16 protein-coding genes and 3 pseudogenes are annotated in these 19656 nt (G+C 22.6%); 11 read left to right on the top strand and 8 right to left on the bottom strand.

The genetic code is table 4. From position 1 onward, the window contains the following. Positions 1-129 precede the first annotated feature (129 nt). The 6 genes and pseudogenes from AACK89_RS05445 to AACK89_RS05420 all read left to right on the top strand — a co-directional run bounded on the left by AACK89_RS05445 (position 130) and on the right by AACK89_RS05420 (position 4661). A complete protein-coding gene (locus AACK89_RS05445; RefSeq protein WP_338977788.1) occupies positions 130-375 on the top strand; it encodes a hypothetical protein in 246 nt (81 codons plus the stop codon). A gap of 47 nt (positions 376-422) precedes the next feature. After that, a pseudogene (locus tag AACK89_RS05440) lies at positions 423-1521 on the top strand (IS3 family transposase). Between the two features lie 332 nt (positions 1522-1853). Further along, positions 1854-2141 carry a hypothetical protein gene (locus tag AACK89_RS05435; protein WP_338977787.1) on the top strand — a complete coding sequence of 96 codons (288 nt, stop codon included), beginning with the start codon at positions 1854-1856 and terminating at the stop codon, positions 2139-2141. Positions 2142-2190: 49 nt separating this feature from the next. Continuing rightward, the gene (locus tag AACK89_RS05430; protein WP_338977785.1) at positions 2191-2394 is read left to right on the top strand and encodes a hypothetical protein; all 204 of its coding nucleotides are present in this window, start codon (positions 2191-2193) and stop codon (positions 2392-2394) included. 221 nt (positions 2395-2615) lie between these two features. Then, positions 2616-3476, top strand: a complete 861-nt coding sequence (locus tag AACK89_RS05425) for a hypothetical protein (protein WP_338977783.1) — start codon at positions 2616-2618, stop codon at positions 3474-3476. 85 nt (positions 3477-3561) lie between these two features. Further along, positions 3562-4661, top strand: a protein-coding gene (locus AACK89_RS05420; RefSeq protein ID WP_338977780.1) for an IS3 family transposase whose coding sequence is annotated in 2 segments (ribosomal slippage) — positions 3562-3805 and positions 3805-4661 — 1101 coding nt in all. Because the reading frame shifts where the segments join, the coding sequence is not laid out codon by codon here. 258 nt (positions 4662-4919) lie between these two features. Here the strand turns inward: AACK89_RS05420 and AACK89_RS05415 are convergent. After that, positions 4920-6335: a DUF3626 domain-containing protein gene (locus AACK89_RS05415; protein WP_338977777.1), complete on the bottom strand. Its 1416-nt coding sequence runs from the start codon at positions 6333-6335 to the stop codon at positions 4920-4922. Between the two features lie 410 nt (positions 6336-6745). Next, positions 6746-9472, bottom strand: coding sequence for an alanine--tRNA ligase (alaS, locus tag AACK89_RS05410; RefSeq protein WP_338977775.1), 2727 nt, complete (start codon positions 9470-9472; stop codon positions 6746-6748). A gap of 908 nt (positions 9473-10380) precedes the next feature. Between alaS and AACK89_RS05405 the strand changes: the two are divergent. Further along, positions 10381-11480 (top strand): annotated as a pseudogene (locus AACK89_RS05405) (IS3 family transposase). Between the two features lie 20 nt (positions 11481-11500). Here the strand turns inward: AACK89_RS05405 and AACK89_RS05400 are convergent. The 4 genes from AACK89_RS05400 to AACK89_RS05385 all read right to left on the bottom strand — a co-directional run bounded on the left by AACK89_RS05400 (position 11501) and on the right by AACK89_RS05385 (position 14058). Further along, positions 11501-11827 carry a hypothetical protein gene (locus AACK89_RS05400; RefSeq protein WP_338977773.1) on the bottom strand — a complete coding sequence of 109 codons (327 nt, stop codon included), beginning with the start codon at positions 11825-11827 and terminating at the stop codon, positions 11501-11503. 101 nt (positions 11828-11928) lie between these two features. Then, positions 11929-12234, bottom strand: coding sequence for a J domain-containing protein (locus AACK89_RS05395; RefSeq protein WP_338977772.1), 306 nt, complete (start codon positions 12232-12234; stop codon positions 11929-11931). 259 nt (positions 12235-12493) lie between these two features. Continuing rightward, positions 12494-12928: a hypothetical protein gene (locus AACK89_RS05390; RefSeq protein ID WP_338977771.1), complete on the bottom strand. Its 435-nt coding sequence runs from the start codon at positions 12926-12928 to the stop codon at positions 12494-12496. Positions 12929-12958: 30 nt separating this feature from the next. Next, positions 12959-14058 (bottom strand): IS3 family transposase gene (locus AACK89_RS05385; protein WP_338977768.1). Its coding sequence is split into 2 segments (ribosomal slippage): positions 12959-13815 and positions 13815-14058, totalling 1101 coding nucleotides; the frame shifts between segments, so codons are not numbered across the junction. Between the two features lie 57 nt (positions 14059-14115). Here AACK89_RS05385 and AACK89_RS07690 point away from each other — a divergent pair. Further along, positions 14116-14217, top strand: coding sequence for an IS3 family transposase (locus tag AACK89_RS07690; RefSeq protein WP_422397463.1), 102 nt, complete (start codon positions 14116-14118; stop codon positions 14215-14217). A gap of 52 nt (positions 14218-14269) precedes the next feature. Here the strand turns inward: AACK89_RS07690 and AACK89_RS05380 are convergent, their stop codons facing one another. Further along, positions 14270-15451, bottom strand: a complete 1182-nt coding sequence (locus AACK89_RS05380) for a TIR domain-containing protein (RefSeq protein ID WP_338977767.1) — start codon at positions 15449-15451, stop codon at positions 14270-14272. A gap of 289 nt (positions 15452-15740) precedes the next feature. Then, the gene (locus AACK89_RS05375; RefSeq protein ID WP_338977766.1) at positions 15741-16307 is read right to left on the bottom strand and encodes a hypothetical protein; all 567 of its coding nucleotides are present in this window, start codon (positions 16305-16307) and stop codon (positions 15741-15743) included. Positions 16308-16777: 470 nt separating this feature from the next. On the opposite strand from AACK89_RS05375, the gene AACK89_RS05370 reads away from it, so the two are divergent. The 3 genes and pseudogenes from AACK89_RS05370 to AACK89_RS05360 all read left to right on the top strand — a co-directional run bounded on the left by AACK89_RS05370 (position 16778) and on the right by AACK89_RS05360 (position 19653). Continuing rightward, complete coding sequence (locus AACK89_RS05370) at positions 16778-17056, top strand: transposase (protein WP_338977702.1); 279 nt, start codon at positions 16778-16780, stop codon at positions 17054-17056. A gap of 108 nt (positions 17057-17164) precedes the next feature. Beyond that, a pseudogene (locus AACK89_RS05365) lies at positions 17165-17878 on the top strand (IS3 family transposase); the annotation flags it as partial. Between the two features lie 56 nt (positions 17879-17934). Then, positions 17935-19653: a hypothetical protein gene (locus tag AACK89_RS05360; RefSeq protein WP_338977765.1), complete on the top strand. Its 1719-nt coding sequence runs from the start codon at positions 17935-17937 to the stop codon at positions 19651-19653. Positions 19654-19656: the final 3 nt, after the last annotated feature.

The raw sequence follows: 19656 nt of genomic DNA, 5'->3' as shown, positions 1-19656 counted from the left end.
TATATATATAATGGTTAATGAACATTAGTAATTATCGCAATTCTTATTAATGTTCATTTTTATTATAGTTTTTAACCCATTACTTTATTTTAAAAGTAAATGGGTTTTTATTTTGAAAGGATAGTTTGTATGAAAGATAAAAAGAAAAATATAATTTGAAAAAGAATTATTAATAAAAAATTTAATAAATTAATTGATTCTATTGAAAAAGAACAAGCAAAATTAAATTCTTTTGAAAAAGTAAAAAAATGATTAAATAAACAAGAAAATTTAGAAAATTTAGAACTATTAGCAGATATTGCATGTCAACAGAAAAAAATAAAAATTGAAAAATGAAAAGAAATTCTGGATAGGTTACACTTTATTGGACACTAATTACGTAGACAAGTGAACAAATTAGTTAAAAGAAAGGAACTATAATTATGGCCAATATTAACTCATATACCGATGAATTTAAAAAACAAATAGTAGCTTTATATCAAAGCGGTAAGTCAGTGTCTTGTCTTGCTAAAGAGTACAATGTTACAAGAGCAGCTACTTATAATTGAATTAAGCAATTTACTAATTCAGGCAGTTTTAAAACTAAAGATAATCGTTCTATTGAAGAAAATGAATTAATTAAATTAAGAAAAGAATTAAAACAGTTACGAATGGAAAATGATATTTTAAAGCAAGCATCACTAATAATAGGCAGAAAATAGAAATTATTGCTAAAAATAAAGTTAAATATAAAATTCGCACAATGTGTCGTTTTTTAAAACTTTCTAAATCAACATATTATTTTAATTTAAAGGAAAAAGAAAAAAACAAAATAATATTTATGATGAAGCTGTTATTAGTGCTTTTAAAGAAAATAAAGAAGTTTATGGAACAAGAAGATTAAAAGTTGTTCTAAAAGAAAAGAATATTTATTTGTCACGCAGAAAAATTAAAGAAATTATGAATAAACATAATTTAATATCAAAATACACTAAATTATCATTCAAAAATCATCATAATAAAGTCAACGATAGTCAAATAACCAATATCGTTAATAGAAACTTTAATAATAGGCTTAAAAATGAAGTTATTGTTAGTGATTTAACTTATGTTCAAGTTAATGGTAAATGAAACTATATTTCCCTATTAATTGACCTATTTAACCGCGAAATTATTGGACATAGTGTAGGTACTAAAAAAGATGCATCATTAGTACATCAAGCATTTATGCACTCAAATCGTTGTTTAAAAGATATTCAAATATTTCATAGTGATCGCGGTAATGAATTTAATAATAAAATTATTGATAAACTTTTACTAGCATTCAATATTAATCGCTCTTTAAGCAAAAAAGGTTGTCCTTATGATAACGCTGTTGCTGAAGCAACTTTTAAAACTTTCAAAATTGAATTTATTAATGATAAAAATTTTACATCATTAATCCAATTAAAATTAGAATTATTTGATTACATCAACTGATATAACAACATAAGAATTCACAGCACTTTAAACTACTTAACTCCAGTTAATTATCAAAAATAAATGTCTACCAAAAAATAGTCCTAAAAAGGGTTGCCATTCCATTCATTGAAAAAAAGAAATTATTAACATAAATAAAAATTTACAAAGTAATGATATAGATTATATTGACTTGTTAAATCAATCATCAACAAATGCATATATTAATGAATTAAAATTACCAAAAATTTAGAAATTAATATTAAAGTACCATTATCACTAAATAATGATACAAAGTTTTTATTTTTATTGTATTTTTATTTTTTTATGATATATTATTATTAAGCGTAGATTACCCTACTATGCTTAACTTATTAAATTAAATTTTAATGAATTGCGAAGGTTAAGTTTTTTTTATGTTTAAAGTACAGTTAGTTAATATTGAAAAAGGGCGTATTATTCCCGATAAAAATAATAAAGGTCAAAGATTAAAGTTTGATGTTTTGAAGTTTGTAGAAATAAATAAGCAAACAAGCGTGCCAACTGGCCAAACACGTGATAAATGATATAATCCAGAATTTGCTAGTGATTTTAATAATTGTTTATCTACTGTTGATTTAAAAGTTGGTAATTTTTATTCACTTGAACTTGATTTAAGCGGTAATATTAAAAAACTTTCAAAATTGAAAATAGTTATTTATTAAAAGGGTAATTTTAAATAATTATTAATATGTTAGGAGTTAAGTTTAAGTTATGGCTAAAAATGATAATTGTTCATGTGAACAAGCATTTCATTTAGCAATTTATATGTGTAAACTTTGTGACCAAGTTATTTGTCCTAAAAGAGTTTTACAAAACTTATATAATAAAAAATATTATTGTCCAAATTGTATATTAGATATTGCTTTAAATAAGGCAATGAAACAGCAAGAAAGTAAGTTAAATTATGAGACATAAATGTAGCGATTGGACTTATGAAAGAGTATATGGTTGTGAAATGTGTTACAGAGTTGCTAATGAAATGGAACGAATAAGAAAAGAGAATAAAAGAAAAAAGTAAAAATTAAATAAGGGGCTTATATATGGATTATATATTTTTCATTAAGCCCCAATGGATTAGATTATAATTCATATACAAGCTCCTTATTAGTATATAAAAAAAATAAGGAGTTTTATTTATGCCTAATGAGTTAGAACAAACTAGTAATTATACTTTAACTAAAATATTAAGAACTGGATTAAGTTCATTAAGTGCTATGGTAGGAATTAGTGTTTATTATGGTCAATATTTAAAAGACCCAGTATTAGGTTCTATTAATTCTTTGTTATTTAGTAAAAAATTAGGAATTGATATATGGAATATTAATCAAAGACCTACTACTAGAAATAAAGTCATTAATAGTTATAAAAAGATATTTTTAGGTTTAGGAACAATCGGTTTAATAAATTATGCTAAGTTTGTTCAGTATATAGATAAGTCAATTTCTTTATTAAGAGATGAACCTTGTTTTTGACGACCTTGTCCAACTGAACCACCAATTCCTACTCCAATACCAACACCTAAGCCAGTAGTTGATAAGCCTTTTGTAGATTGAGATACTTATATATCTTTAAATAGTTTTGGTATAGCGAATGTTATTAGTGGATTAACTGAATTAATACCTAATAAATTTCAAAATATAAGAAAGATAGCAAATATGGGTACTGGTGGTTGTTTGATTAGTAGTGGTGTTGCTATGGGAATTAATAATAATTTTAATAATTATTTTGCTATTCCTACGATAATTGCCGGAGCAAGTGAGATTATAAATACTTTATTGTTGCCATTAGGAAATACACATAATAATACAGAGTTACAAGAAATATTTACTGATGAAAGAGCAAGATTAATTAATAGTAGTGTTAATGATTATCAAAGTATAGATGATGATATGGTTGATGTTGATTTAAATGATGATAGTATGTCTGAGATTAATTTGGATAGAGCAAGTTTAAATTGGGATTATTCTTATGCTTATACATTAGGTGGTGGTGTTTAAAGTGAAAATTGGATAGGTTACACTTTATTGGACACTAATTACGTAGACAAGTGAACAAATTAGTTAAAAGAAAGGAACTATAATTATGGCCAATATTAACTCATATACCGATGAATTTAAAAAACAAATAGTAGCTTTATATCAAAGCGGTAAGTCAGTGTCTTGTCTTGCTAAAGAGTACAATGTTACAAGAGCAGCTACTTATAATTGAATTAAGCAATTTACTAATTCAGGCAGTTTTAAAACTAAAGATAATCGTTCTATTGAAGAAAATGAATTAATTAAATTAAGAAAAGAATTAAAACAGTTACGAATGGAAAATGATATTTTAAAGCAAGCAGCACTAATAATAGGCAGAAAATAGAAATTATTGCTAAAAATAAAGTTAAATATAAAATTCGCACAATGTGTCGTTTTTTAAAACTTTCTAAATCAACATATTATTTTAATTTAAAGGAAAAAGAAAAAAAACAAAATAATATTTATGATGAAGCTGTTATTAGTGCTTTTAAAGAAAATAAAGAAGTTTATGGAACAAGAAGATTAAAAGTTGTTCTAAAAGAAAAGAATATTTATTTGTCACGCAGAAAAATTAAAGAAATTATGAATAAACATAATTTAATATCAAAATACACTAAATTATCATTCAAAAATCATCATAATAAAGTCAACGATAGTCAAATAACCAATATCGTTAATAGAAACTTTAATAATAGGCTTAAAAATGAAGTTATTGTTAGTGATTTAACTTATGTTCAAGTTAATGGTAAATGAAACTATATTTGCCTATTAATTGACCTATTTAACCGCGAAATTATTGGACATAGTGTAGGTACTAAAAAAGATGCATCATTAGTACATCAAGCATTTATGCACTCAAATCGTTGTTTAAAAGATATTCAAATATTTCATAGTGATCGCGGTAATGAATTTAATAATAAAATTATTGATAAACTTTTACTAGCATTCAATATTAATCGCTCTTTAAGCAAAAAAGGTTGTCCTTATGATAACGCTGTTGCTGAAGCAACTTTTAAAACTTTCAAAATTGAATTTATTAATGATAAAAATTTTACATCATTAATCCAATTAAAATTAGAATTATTTGATTACATCAACTGATATAACAACATAAGAATTCACAGCATTTTAAACTACTTAACTCCAGTTAGTTATCAAAAATAAATGTCTACCAAAAAATAGTCCTAAAAAGGGTTGCCATTCCATTATAAATAAAAATTATAATTAATAAACTAGATTGTTACTAAATTATTTTTATTGTTTTACAATAAAAGAGTGTAAATAAAAATTAGAAATTTTAATAGTAACTAATACTAACTATGATATATAATTTTTATGATTTAACTTTACCATATTTAATTAAAAAAAATAGAAAAATAATAATATCAGTATAGTTATTAAAATGGTTCAATATATATTTTATTAAAGAAGATTTTGTTGTGAATTTGAACAACTGTTTAAAAAGGGATTATTTAATTCTTCATCATTTGCTGATTGTTTATCAAATTTTTTTTCATCAGTTACTCTTTGATCTTGTAATAATGGAATAGTTTCCCTTGAAATTAATTGTGAATTTGGTGTTTCATTATTTTTTATCTCTAATAACAAATTTTTAATTTCAATATTTTTAGCATTTATTATTTCTTTTATTTCTTTATTTTTATTAATACATCCAAAACTAAAAATTTTAATAATAAAATTTAAAATTGGATTTATCTTTTTTTTCTCTAGCTTGACAATATCACTTTTTAATTTTGTTATTTTTTCTTGTTTTAATGATAATTTATCTTCTAAATGTCTTTCTTCTTGTTTTATTTTATATTCTTCTTCAGTTATGAATATAATAAATGAAGTTCCTAGACGTGAATTTATTTCATTTATTTTTTCTAATATTTGTTTTTGTTTATTAGGTGGATGACTATCAAATTCCAATTTTGATAAACAAATTTGTTTTATATCACGTGCAAATAAGATTCTAGAATAAACATGAGCCTCTATATAATTTCCTTCACTTTTACCATAATTACTATGAGGAACAAAATTTTTTCCATTAGCTTTATTAATTAAACTTTCTAAACAATTATATCCAAATAAATCATTTTGACAATATCTTATCAATCTTGGGAAGTGTAAAAAAGTAGATATTTTATCTTTTAATTTCCCACGAGTGAACGTAGGTGGTGAATACGTATCATAAGGACTATATGTACAATTATGTTTTATATAATCTTTTAGTATAATAAAAGATTTTCCATACATAGGAGCTCCACCCATAGGATTTTCCAAAAAATCTAATGCCGCATAGCAAGGTCTACTTGTTCACTGAAAATTAGCACTTCTTTTTGTTTGATCACCAGTAGGGGTTGAAAAACGTCCAAATTTTTCATATTTACTATTATCAAATAATTGATTTAGATAAAATGCAACTTCCTCTACACTTGCTCGACCTACATTATAGTTAGAAATTTCATTTGGTTTTTCCTTATAAGCAAAACAATTTAAAACCTCTGGTCATTTATTATTAATATCGTATATTTTTGAAAAATCAAAATTAATTGTTAACCTTGATGATTGTAATATTTTAGTAATCTTTTCTAATAAATCTTTTGCATTTTCTTGACTCATCTTGCATTTTTTAGATAATATTTTTAAAGCAGATTCATAATCTTCTTGTTGAGAGGATTCGCATAGTTCATAAATTTGATGTAAAATTTCACTTCTAAACAATTGACCATAAATCTCTTTTTTTAATCTTTCTTCATCTTTTGAATTATTTGATGAAGTTGAAGGCAAACCACCATTAATATGTGATAAATCAGATTGTTTGTTATATGCCATAATATTTATCTCCTCTATACTTAAGATGGACATTTGAAATCTATTTTATTGGTCTAAACAATAGAGTATTTCCAATACACCTATTGTATTTTTTATGTTTTTTATTTATTAAATATAATAAAAACTCATTTATTTTTTAAATTAAAATAATGAGTTAAAAAACCAATATTTAGTTTACACTTAATCATTTTATTAAATTTTAGAAAAAATACAAGTTATTAATTAAAAAAATATATTTTTTTCAAAATTATTATCACTACTATTTTCCTATATTTCATCAATAAGAAATTATAAAAGATTCTGCAATTACTATAATAATGTTATATATGATTGTAAAAAATTATTGACGTTGAACATATATTATTGTATATCATAATATTTATATAAATTAATACATATAAGTATTAAGTTTAATATATAATTTTATTAATTTCTTTTTCTGTAATAAACTTATCAATCTTCCCTTGCGCTAAGATTGGGCTACCACCACCCTTACCATTATATGTTTTTAATATTTTTTGTAAAATATTATTACTTTGATACTGTTTATTATTATGCAATTCTTTACTTGAAGCAACTAATACTAAATATTCTTGATTATTAATTTTATTAATAAAAATAATAATAATATTTTGATATTGATTACGATAATGTTCAATTATTTCTCTTAATGTTTTAATATCTAAATTTTCAAAATTTGCAATTAATAATTTATAATTATTTTCATTTTTTGGAACTAAAGTTAAATATTTTTTCACTATCTTCTGACGATTTAATTCTTCAAAATTAATTTGTCATTTTTTAAATAAACCATGTAATTCTAGTAATAACATTTTTCCTTTTCTTCAATCAGCAGCTACCACTTTTAAATTATTAATAGTATCATATATTTTTTCAATTTCTTCTTCTTGCATACAATTATCTTTATTTTTTTGATATTGAATAAATAAACTATTGCTTTGTTCTTTAATCATCATTATTTGTTGTGTTAAGTATTCATTAATAGTTTTTAATGATGTTAAAGCATGAATTCGATAAGAACCAGATCCTTTTGACTCAACATTAGTTATTAATAATTGTTCTACTTCTTGTGAATTATAACAATGAGTACCCCCACAAAGTTCAATTGAAAAATTACCAAACTTAATTACTCGAACTTTTTCTTCATATTTTTCACCAAAAAAAGCTAAAGCTCCAATTTTGATTGCTTCTTCATATGTACAATAAATAATTTCACAAGGATATTTACCTTTAATTCATTTACTTACTTGTTGTTCTATACTTATAATTTGTTCTAAAGTTAACATTTGATAATGACTAAAATCTAATCGTAAATATTGATAATTATTAAAACTTCCAGATTGTATAACATGTAAACCTAATAATTTTCTTAAAGCAGCATGTAATAAATGAGTTCCTGAATGATTTTTTCTTGTATAAAAACGATGTGAACTATTAATTTGTGCTTCAACAATTTCTGTTTGTGTTAATTCACCTTTTACTTCCACTTGATGAATATGCTGTTTTTGTGGTCCTTGTTGTACATCAATAACAGAGGCCGTTCCATTTTCTCCTGTGATAATGCCATCATCAGATGCTTGTCCCCCCTTTTCTGCATAAAAAGGTGTTTCATTTAAAATTAAATAACCTTTTTCATTTTTTAAAAATTTTACCTCATGCTCTGATTTAAACATAAAAACAATATTTGTATTTATTTGTTCTTTATCATAACCAACAAAGGTTGAAGGAACTTTTAAATTAGTTAGTAATGAAGATTGAATTGTTAATGCTTGATGATTAATTCTTACTTTTCTTGTATTATCTTTACTGTTATCCAATAACTTTTGAAAACCTTTTAAATCAACAGTAGCATTTTCTTCATTTGCAATCTCTAATGTTAATTCAATAGGATAACCATAGGTATCAAATAATTTAAAAGCCGCAGTTGCATCTACTTTTTTATTATCACTAATAACTTGTAATAATAATTGTTTTCCTGTTATTAATGTTGTTCAAAATTTTAATTCTTCGCTTTTAATAATATTAGTTACTAAATCGACTTTTTCATGTAATTCTTGATAATGTTGACCCATAACTTTTATAATAATTGAAACTAACTTAAACAAAAATGGTTCATTAATATTAAGTTTTTGTCCATATACAACAGCTCTTCTAATCAATCTTCGTAATACATAACCACGATCTTTATTACTAGGAAAAACACCATCACTAATTGCAAAAACTAAGCAACGAATATGATCAGCAATAATTTTAAATGCAGTATTAATAGTTTTTTGCTTAATCTCTTGTGTAAAATAATTATTAATATCATAACGAAAATTTGTCAATTTTTCACATTCATGAATAATATTTTGAAATAAATCAGTATCAAAGTTAGTTGGCACATCTTGTAAAATTGCTACTAGTCTTTCTAATCCTGCACCAGTATCAATATTTTTTCTTGGTAAATCAGTATAATTATTTTTGCCATCATTATTAAATTGTGAAAAAACAATATTTCAAATTTCAATATAACGATCATTTTCAATATCATCTTTTAATAATTTAATACCAATATTTTTAGGATCATATTTAATACCACGATCATAATAAATTTCAGTATTAGGACCACAAGGACCTTGACCCATATCTCAAAAGTTAGTAGATCTTGTACCTTTAATAATACGTTCTTTTGGTAATTTAATAATATTTAATCATAAATTATATGTTTCTTCATCTTCATTAAAAACTGTTACATATAATAAATTAGCATCTAAATTTAATCATTTTTTACTAGTTAAAAATTCTCATCCTCAAATAATAGCTTCTTTTTTAAAATAATCACCAATTGAAAAATTACCTAACATTTCAAAAAAAGTTTGATGTCTTGCTGTAATACCAATATTTTCAATATCATTAGTTCTAATTGCTTTTTGTGAATTTGCTAATCTTTTAGCAATTGGGGTTTGTCGTCCATCAAAATATGGTTTTAATGTAGCAACTCCAGAATTAATCCACAATAATGAAGGATCATCATTTGGAACAAGTGATGCACTTTCTAAAATGTGATGATCATAACTTTTAAAAAAATTTAATCAAGTTGTTCTAACTTTATCTGTTGTTCATTTTATTGACATAATAATTTCTCCTCAAAATAATAAAAATTCCTATCAAAATAGGAACGTTTTTTAACGCTGTACCATCCTAATTCACTTACAAAGTAAATGCGCTTAATTAATGATTAAAATTGTTAAATTAGGAGCTTCTAATTAATAATGGTTAAGTGCTTACACTATTCACTCTCGCTGAAAACTAATTATTATTAATTATACTTATCTAATTTAGATTAATATAAATATTAATTTCAATTTTAATATTAACCATAAATATTAGTTATTACAAGCAAAAAGATAAAATTATGAAATATTTTTATAAATTAAAAAGAAAAAAATATTAATTATTAACTTTATATAATAAAAATTACAAGAAAGATTTTTTCTATTTAATTAAAAATATAATTTAACTGGTATTTTTTTTATTGTATATTCATTTTTTCAGATATAAACTTTAGTTAAGATTTGCTTAGAATAACTTTTAAAAAATAAAAATTTATCATTAAATTATATAAAATTAATTCATTTAATTCAATATTACTTACTATTTAATATAGTAACTAATTTAATATATTAATGCATTTTTTATATTTTTAAATCTATAATTTTAAATAAAAAAATATTTTAATTAAATCTTAAATATAAAAAATAAAAATGATAATTAATTGAAGTTTTACAATCAAATCTAGCATTAAAAATTTTATTAATTTATTAAAATTAATCCTTGTAAGAACAATAACTATTAAATTACTATTCATTTTTTTAAAATGAAATTTTAAACAACTGAATTTATTTATTATTTCAAAAAACAAAAAAATAATTTAATTTCTACTCTAAATTTGTGTTTTATTAAAATTGGATAGGTTACACTTTATTGGACACTAATTACGTAGACAAGTGAACAAATTAGTTAAAAGAAAGGAACTATAATTATGGCCAATATTAACTCATATACCGATGAATTTAAAAAACAAATAGTAGCTTTATATCAAAGCGGTAAGTCAGTGTCTTGTCTTGCTAAAGAGTACAATGTTACAAGAGCAGCTACTTATAATTGAATTAAGCAATTTACTAATTCAGGCAGTTTTAAAACTAAAGATAATCGTTCTATTGAAGAAAATGAATTAATTAAATTAAGAAAAGAATTAAAACAGTTACGAATGGAAAATGATATTTTAAAGCAAGCAGCACTAATAATAGGCAGAAAATAGAAATTATTGCTAAAAATAAAGTTAAATATAAAATTCGCACAATGTGTCGTTTTTTAAAACTTTCTAAATCAACATATTATTTTAATTTAAAGGAAAAAGAAAAAAACAAAATAATATTTATGATGAAGCTGTTATTAGTGCTTTTAAAGAAAATAAAGAAGTTTATGGAACAAGAAGATTAAAAGTTGTTCTAAAAGAAAAGAATATTTATTTGTCACGCAGAAAAATTAAAGAAATTATGAATAAACATAATTTAATATCAAAATACACTAAATTATCATTCAAAAATCATCATAATAAAGTCAACGATAGTCAAATAACCAATATCGTTAATAGAAACTTTAATAATAGGCTTAAAAATGAAGTTATTGTTAGTGATTTAACTTATGTTCAAGTTAATGGTAAATGAAACTATATTTGCCTATTAATTGACCTATTTAACCGCGAAATTATTGGACATAGTGTAGGTACTAAAAAAGATGCATCATTAGTACATCAAGCATTTATGCACTCAAATCGTTGTTTAAAAGATATTCAAATATTTCATAGTGATCGCGGTAATGAATTTAATAATAAAATTATTGATAAACTTTTACTAGCATTCAATATTAATCGCTCTTTAAGCAAAAAAAGGTTGTCCTTATGATAACGCTGTTGCTGAAGCAACTTTTAAAACTTTCAAAATTGAATTTATTAATGATAAAAATTTTACATCATTAATCCAATTAAAATTAGAATTATTTGATTACATCAACTGATATAACAACATAAGAATTCACAGCACTTTAAACTACTTAACTCCAGTTAATTATCAAAAATAAATGTCTACCAAAAAATAGTCCTAAAAAGGGTTGCCATTCCAATCTTTCTTTGCAGCATTATATTTACTCATACTTTTTAAAAAGTCGAAAGAAATATCATTAAATTTTCATTTTTTTGTTGCAAGTAAATCATGATTATTATTTATCATTTCTAAAAGTTCATTATCTTGAACTAAATTAAATTTTAGCTCTTGAAAAAATAAAAATAAATAAGCATCTTCTATTTTATCTCTTAATTTGACTTCAGATACTATTTTTTTTAAAAAATATACTTCTTCTTGACATTTTGATGAACAATTAACAACAACTCAATCTAATCTTTTAAATAAAGAATTAAAACTTTCCATCTTTTGATCAATATCTTTTTTTAATTGTTTTAAATATTCTAAATTATTTTCTTTAATTTCAAAATTTTTAATACTATTTAAAAGATTAAAAATTTCAGAAATTAAATTATTAAGTTTATTAGTAGTTTGATTAGTAAAATTTTTAACATCAGATTTTCTATTTGTTGTGGTTTGACTGGTATTATAAAAATTTTTATAAATTTGTTGATCATTTTTTTTCTTAATTCTTCATCTATAAGTGTCTTATATGCAGAATCAACTTCTTTAAATCTTTCAGTTCACAATTTTACTTCATCAGGAGAATGTTTATCTGGGTGACATTCTCTTGATTTTTTCTTATAAGCATTACGAATATCATTGTGTGTGGCATTTACTGCTATTTCTAATATTTCATAATAAGTTTTCATTATTAATACTTCCTTTTAAAAAAATAACTTATCTACTTTTAAATAAAATAGATAAGTTAAAAACTTATATTCAGTTTTCGAATTAATTATATACTAAAATAAGAAAAAATATTATTCTTTTTTACTTATTTTTATTGAAACTTTACTTTTAAAAAAGTAACAAATTCAAAAAAATATTTAATGTTAATATTCTTTATAAAAGAAACATAATTTCACATATTTATCAATTAAAATTTATATTCATAACAAATTTTAATTATTAACTCATTGTATTAGTCAGTGTTACATTATTTAAAGAAATATCATAACCAGGGCCAACACTATAGTGAATACAAATAGCCGCTATACAATCAAGTCTACAATAAATATAATTATCATCATGTCATAAATATAATGCTGTGTTTGTTCAACCGTCATCAGAAAAAGCACCTGCTTGTGCATAAATTTTATAATAATCAGAAGAATTAAATGAATTTACTACATCATCAATACTATTTAATGAAACAACTTTATCTTTAATATCACTTATATTAGCATTTAAATTATTATTTGTATCTCAGTTGCCTGTGATACCATTTTTAGCTTTTAAATAAGAATTTGAATCAAATGATAATTTAGAATATACTGATTTAAATTGTTCTCAACTATTAGTATACTGTTTTCAGTTTATTAATTTTATTGGATGGAATGGCAACCCTTTTTAGGACTATTTTTTGGTAGACATTTATTTTTGATAATTAACTGGAGTTAAGTAGTTTAAAGTGCTGTGAATTCTTATGTTGTTATATCAGTTGATGTAATCAAATAATTCTAATTTTAATTGGATTAATGATGTAAAATTTTTATCATTAATAAATTCAATTTTGAAAGTTTTAAAAGTTGCTTCAGCAACAGCGTTATCATAAGGACAACCTTTTTTGCTTAAAGAGCGATTAATATTGAATGCTAGTAAAAGTTTATCAATAATTTTATTATTAAATTCATTACCGCGATCACTATGAAATATTTGAATATCTTTTAAACAACGATTTGAGTGCATAAATGCTTGATGTACTAATGATGCATCTTTTTTAGTACCTACACTATGTCCAATAATTTCGCGGTTAAATAGGTCAATTAATAGGCAAATATAGTTTCATTTACCATTAACTTGAACATAAGTTAAATCACTAACAATAACTTCATTTTTAAGCCTATTATTAAAGTTTCTATTAACGATATTGGTTATTTGACTATCGTTGACTTTATTATGATGATTTTTGAATGATAATTTAGTGTATTTTGATATTAAATTATGTTTATTCATAATTTCTTTAATTTTTCTGCGTGACAAATAAATATTCTTTTCTTTTAGAACAACTTTTAATCTTCTTGTTCCATAAACTTCTTTATTTTCTTTAAAAGCACTAATAACAGCTTCATCATAAATATTATTTTGTTTTTTTTCTTTTTCCTTTAAATTAAAATAATATGTTGATTTAGAAAGTTTTAAAAAACGACACATTGTGCGAATTTTATATTTAACTTTATTTTTAGCAATAATTTCTATTTTCTGCCTATTATTAGTGCTGCTTGCTTTAAAATATCATTTTCCATTCGTAACTGTTTTAATTCTTTTCTTAATTTAATTAATTCATTTTCTTCAATAGAACGATTATCTTTAGTTTTAAAACTGCCTGAATTAGTAAATTGCTTAATTCAATTGTAAGTAGCTGCTCTTGTAACATTGTACTCTTTAGCAAGACAAGACACTGACTTACCGCTTTGATATAAAGCTACTATTTGTTTTTTAAATTCATCGGTATATGAGTTAATATTGGCCATAATTATAGTTCCTTTCTTTTAACTAATTTGTTCACTTGTCTACGTAATTAGTGTCCAATAAAGTGTAACCTATCCATATTTGATTACATCAACTGATATAACAACATAAGAATTCACAGCACTTTAAACTACTTAACTCCAGTTAATTATCAAAAATAAATGTCTACCAAAAAATAGTCCTAAAAAGGGTTGCCATTCCAAGTTGTATGTTTTAAAGATAGGATAAATATATTTCTGGACATTCTTGTGTATAATTAGTTTTACCAGAATTTATAAATTTTTTTGTTTTTTTAGTAAACTCTTGCATTGTTTTTTCTTCTTTTTCTTTTGCTTCACATTCTTCTGAATTACCTTTTTTATGGAGATGTATTCTTTTAAAATTTTCATCTTTCATTATACTTATTTTTTGTAGTTCACTACCAATTCCACTATCTTTACTATTATGTTTTAAAGATAATTTTCTTAAAAGATTACTTTTATTATCATCTTTAGTAAAGTTGGTTGTAGTTTCTTGTAGTAATTGATTATTAATTTCACTATCTTGAATTGAAGTTAATATTACATTATCTATTTTTTCCTCTAATTTAAAAGGTACTACAATATTACTATCATCATCTTTGTTAAAATCATTATCTTTACTCAAAGTTAATATTGCATCATTTATTTTTTCCTCTGATTTAGAAGGTACTACACTATCATTATCATCATTTTCTTTGTTAACACCATTATCTTTATTTGAAGATAATATTGCATTATCTATTTCTTTTTTTTCATTAAAAACAGTATCTTTAGTATTATCTTTTAAAACAGTTGGTTTTAAAAAACTAGGGCTGATAACATTTTGATAAAACATTTCTTCTTTTTTATGATTAGATTGAACTTTATCAAGTAAATTTTTAAGAATTATTATATCTGAAAAGATTTCATCATAAGTAGCAATAATTGCATGTTTATTTATTACGGTTTCATATATTCTTTGACCAGCATTTTCTTGGGTGATTAAAGAAGAATAATCACAAGTGTTATTAAAATTACAATTTATTTTTGCTTTTTTAATAAAATCAGCAGTTAAAAGTATTATAAAACTATTTATCTTCTTTCTTCTATTTAAACTTCCATATTTATTTAATGAAGCTTCAATTTCTCAGTCAATATGTTGTCTACATTTTGTATGTATTCCTAGAATAAGAATAGTAATAGTTGTATCTTTTAAATGATTTTGTCTAATAGTTTTAGCGATTTCATTATTTGATCATGTGGTATCAATATCCCCTATTTCTACAGACATGTCTTTTATATTTAAATAATTAGCATACTTTTTAATTAACTCTGCTAATTGGTCTTTTTCTTCTTGTTCTCTTAGATGATGATATGAAATAAAAATTTTTCTCACTGTTTAACTCCTTTTTTAATATTATTAAAAATTATGTTTTATAATTTTTTTGATTATAAAACATAAGTCTTAATAGGTAATTTTAAAGATATTGTTTTAAAAATTTAAATTTGTTTTTTACTTATATTTTATTTAAACATTTAATATTTTAATCTGTGTAGTTTAATAATTTTTTGATTTGTTCATTAATTGCAGTTGAAAGTGAAAGTATTGAAATAAAATATAAGTATTTGTTTTCTATTAAATCTTTTCTAACTTTATCAATTTGTTTTCAAAAATCTTCGATTTCTTATTTGCTTAAATTTTTATCATTAATGATGAAATTACCATTAGTATCTATTTTTGTTAGTGATCTACTAGCAATTAAGATTGGTCTGATTTTTAAATTCATAATTTTTAAAATTACATCTGTTACTAAGTTATTGTTATCGGAAGTTAATAATATTTGTTTACTTTCATCAAAAGTATTTTTAATACTTTTGATTGCTTCAGAAACTCTTCCTTCGGATTTATTTACTAATATTGAACTTGTCAAAATTATAAAAAAATTTCAGGCAATTTTTGTTGGTTTTTTATTAACTCCACTTTCTGATTTTAGGAATTTTTTAAATAAATTTATATCAACATCTCTAATAAATATTTCTTTAAAATATTTTCTTAATTTTATTTTTAATTCTTTTTTCGTTCCTATGATTTGATTAAAATCATTTGAAGAAAGTATCCTTTTAACTTTGTTTTTTTGTTTATAATTTAATAAAAATTTTATTAGTAAAAACATTAAAAGTAATATGAAAAAAATAAGTAAAGCAATACTTGAAATATAAGCTATTCAATTAAATATTTTAGTTGTAGTCAATCTGCTTTTCCTTAGTTTTATCCATAAAATGTTAAACATAATACGACAAAAAAATATATAACTTTTATATTTATAATTTAGGGTATTAGTTTAAAAAAAATAAAAAAATTTAGTATTATAATTTTTTAATTAAATAGTTACTTGTTTTGTGTTAGTTATTAATTTTATTTTAGTTTCTTATTAATATTTATTGAAAATTATTATGATATTAATAATAATTTTCCATTTTAATTATATACATATATAATTTAAAAAATCTATTAAAAAGCAACATAATATAAGAATTTTTTTAAAAAAATTATTTTTATAATGTTTCTTTTTTATGTATTTTATACTGATCTGTGTAGTTTAATAATTTTTTGATTTGTTCATTAGTTGCAGTTGAAAGTGAAGTTGGATAGGTTACACTTTATTGGACACTAATTACGTAGACAAGTGAACAAATTAGTTAAAAGAAAGGAACTATAATTATGGCCAATATTAACTCATATACCGATGAATTTAAAAAACAAATAGTAGCTTTATATCAAAGCGGTAAGTCAGTGTCTTGTCTTGCTAAAGAGTACAATGTTACAAGAGCAGCTACTTATAATTGAATTAAGCAATTTACTAATTCAGGCAGTTTTAAAACTAAAGATAATCGTTCTATTGAAGAAAATGAATTAATTAAATTAAGAAAAGAATTAAAACAGTTACGAATGGAAAATGATATTTTAAAGCAAGCAGCACTAATAATAGGCAGAAAATAGAAATTATTGCTAAAAATAAAGTTAAATATAAAATTCGCACAATGTGTCGTTTTTTAAAACTTTCTAAATCAACATATTATTTTAATTTAAAGGAAAAAGAAAAAAAAACAAAATAATATTTATGATGAAGCTGTTATTAGTGCTTTTAAAGAAAATAAAGAAGTTTATGGAACAAGAAGATTAAAAGTTGTTCTAAAAGAAAAGAATATTTATTTGTCACGCAGAAAAATTAAAGAAATTATGAATAAACATAATTTAATATCAAAATACACTAAATTATCATTCAAAAATCATCATAATAAAGTCAACGATAGTCAAATAACCAATATCGTTAATAGAAACTTTAATAATAGGCTTAAAAATGAAGTTATTGTTAGTGATTTAACTTATGTTCAAGTTAATGGTAAATGAAACTATATTTGCCTATTAATTGACCTATTTAACCGCGAAATTATTGGACATAGTGTAGGTACTAAAAAAGATGCATCATTAGTACATCAAGCATTTATGCACTCAAATCGTTGTTTAAAAGATATTCAAATATTTCATAGTGATCGCGGTAATGAATTTAATAATAAAATTATTGATAAACTTTTACTAGCATTCAATATTAATCGCTCTTTAAGCAAAAAAGGTTGTCCTTATGATAACGCTGTTGCTGAAGCAACTTTTAAAACTTTCAAAATTGAATTTATTAATGATAAAAATTTTACATCATTAATCCAATTAAAATTAGAATTATTTGATTACATCAACTGATATAACAACATAAGAATTCACAGCACTTTAAACTACTTAACTCCAGTTAATTATCAAAAATAAATGTCTACCAAAAAATAGTCCTAAAAAGGGTTGCCATTCCAATAAGGACATTAATTATGCCTATTGGTACAGCAAATACAGCCACACTCTTAAAAATAAATAAACCCAAACATACTAGAATTAGTCAACAACAAGAACATAAAAGTTTATGATGAGAAATTTTAGAAATGATTGGTGTACAAGTTATAGCAGTAGCACTTGCTCCTTTTACTGGTGGTTTAAGTGAAAGTTTTGCACTTGGATTAGGTGCAAGTGATTTAATTGCTAGTATTAGTGCTGTTGGTGTAGAATTTTTAACTGATTTTACTATTAATCAAGTTTATGATTATTTAAAAGGAAATGTAACACCATTAAATACTTTTTTTAATATATTACCAGCATTTGCTGGACTTAATAAAATTAGTCGTGGTTATCGTACAACTAAATTTATTAAGTTAGCACAAAAAACTAAAACATTAGAACAAGTTGGTATTAAAGAAGCAAAAAACTTACAAGAAATTATTAGTCAAGTAAGTGGAAAAGAAATTTTAACAGATAAAATTATTGGTAATAAACGTTATTTAATGAAGTATAGTTTTACTCCTAATCGTGAAACAGTATTACGAGATTTAGGATATGTTGCTGAAAGACAATATAAGAATAATTTTCAAAAACTAGAAACAGAAAAATTAATGGAACACTTATTATTACAAAATACATTAATAAAATTAAGTCCACAATTAACTCCTAAATTTAAAATTAAAGATATTGAAAAAGCAAATAACTTTTTAAAAAAATTTAATACTGATTTAAAAGAAGTATTAAAAATGAATCAACATGATTGATTAAATTTAGTTCATACAATACATACAGAAAATAGATATGGAAAAACTTTAATTTTAGATTTACAAAAAATTCGTGCTAATGCTATTAAATTTAATTTTAAAAATAATGTTATTCATCAACTTGTTTTAAAAGCAAATCAAACTTTTAAATATTTTGATATTAGATTTTATTTAAAAAAAGGTTTAAATAAATTTTGAAAAGATACACCATATTTTGAAAAAATACGAGAAAGTATATATAAATTACAAGAAAAATTTGAAAAGTTAGAAAAACAAGTATTTGAAAAAATTCAGAAATTAAAAGAAAAAGCAACTGATTTATTTACTAGTGCAGAAAAAAGAGCAATTAAACACGCACAATTAATTCCATTAAATTCACCAGTATTTATGGGTTGTAAAATTCAACCTTTGTCATTAGATAAATGTGCAATTACTATTTATCATCGCAATCCTAAATATAAACCAATTACAGTTGTTGATAGTATTCTTAAAGCAAAAACTTTTGTTACTCAAATACATCCATTCCATTGATATCGTTGATATAGTGGTTGATACATTGGTTATGGAGTTAATCAAAATAAATGATTAAAAGCAATAGCATTTGCTCCACCAGTGGTGCAACAAGTAATTAGAGATAGTTTTAAAGTATATAGAGAAATATTTAGAACTATTAGAACTTATCATAAAGTAGTAAATGTTATTAATAATCCTATTGAAAATATTAACAAATCATTTAAAAATGTTGGTTTAAAATTTAGTGTTAATACTTTATTTGGTACTGGATTATTACATCATTTAGAAAAGTTTGCATATAGTCAAGTTGTAACAAAAAGTAAGAAAAAAATAAAAAAAGGTAAAAATAAAATACAAAAAGAAATTGAACATATAACACATAAAAAAACAAAAAAACATACTCATCATTATAAACAAGCATTTTTTAAGGAATGATAAATT

Source organism: Spiroplasma endosymbiont of Panzeria rudis (genome assembly GCF_964019705.1).
In the GTDB taxonomy this organism is placed as follows: Bacteria; Bacillota_I; Bacilli_A; order Mycoplasmatales; family VBWQ01; genus Spiroplasma_E; species Spiroplasma_E ixodetis_A.
This window is presented reverse-complemented; position numbering and strand designations above follow the sequence as displayed.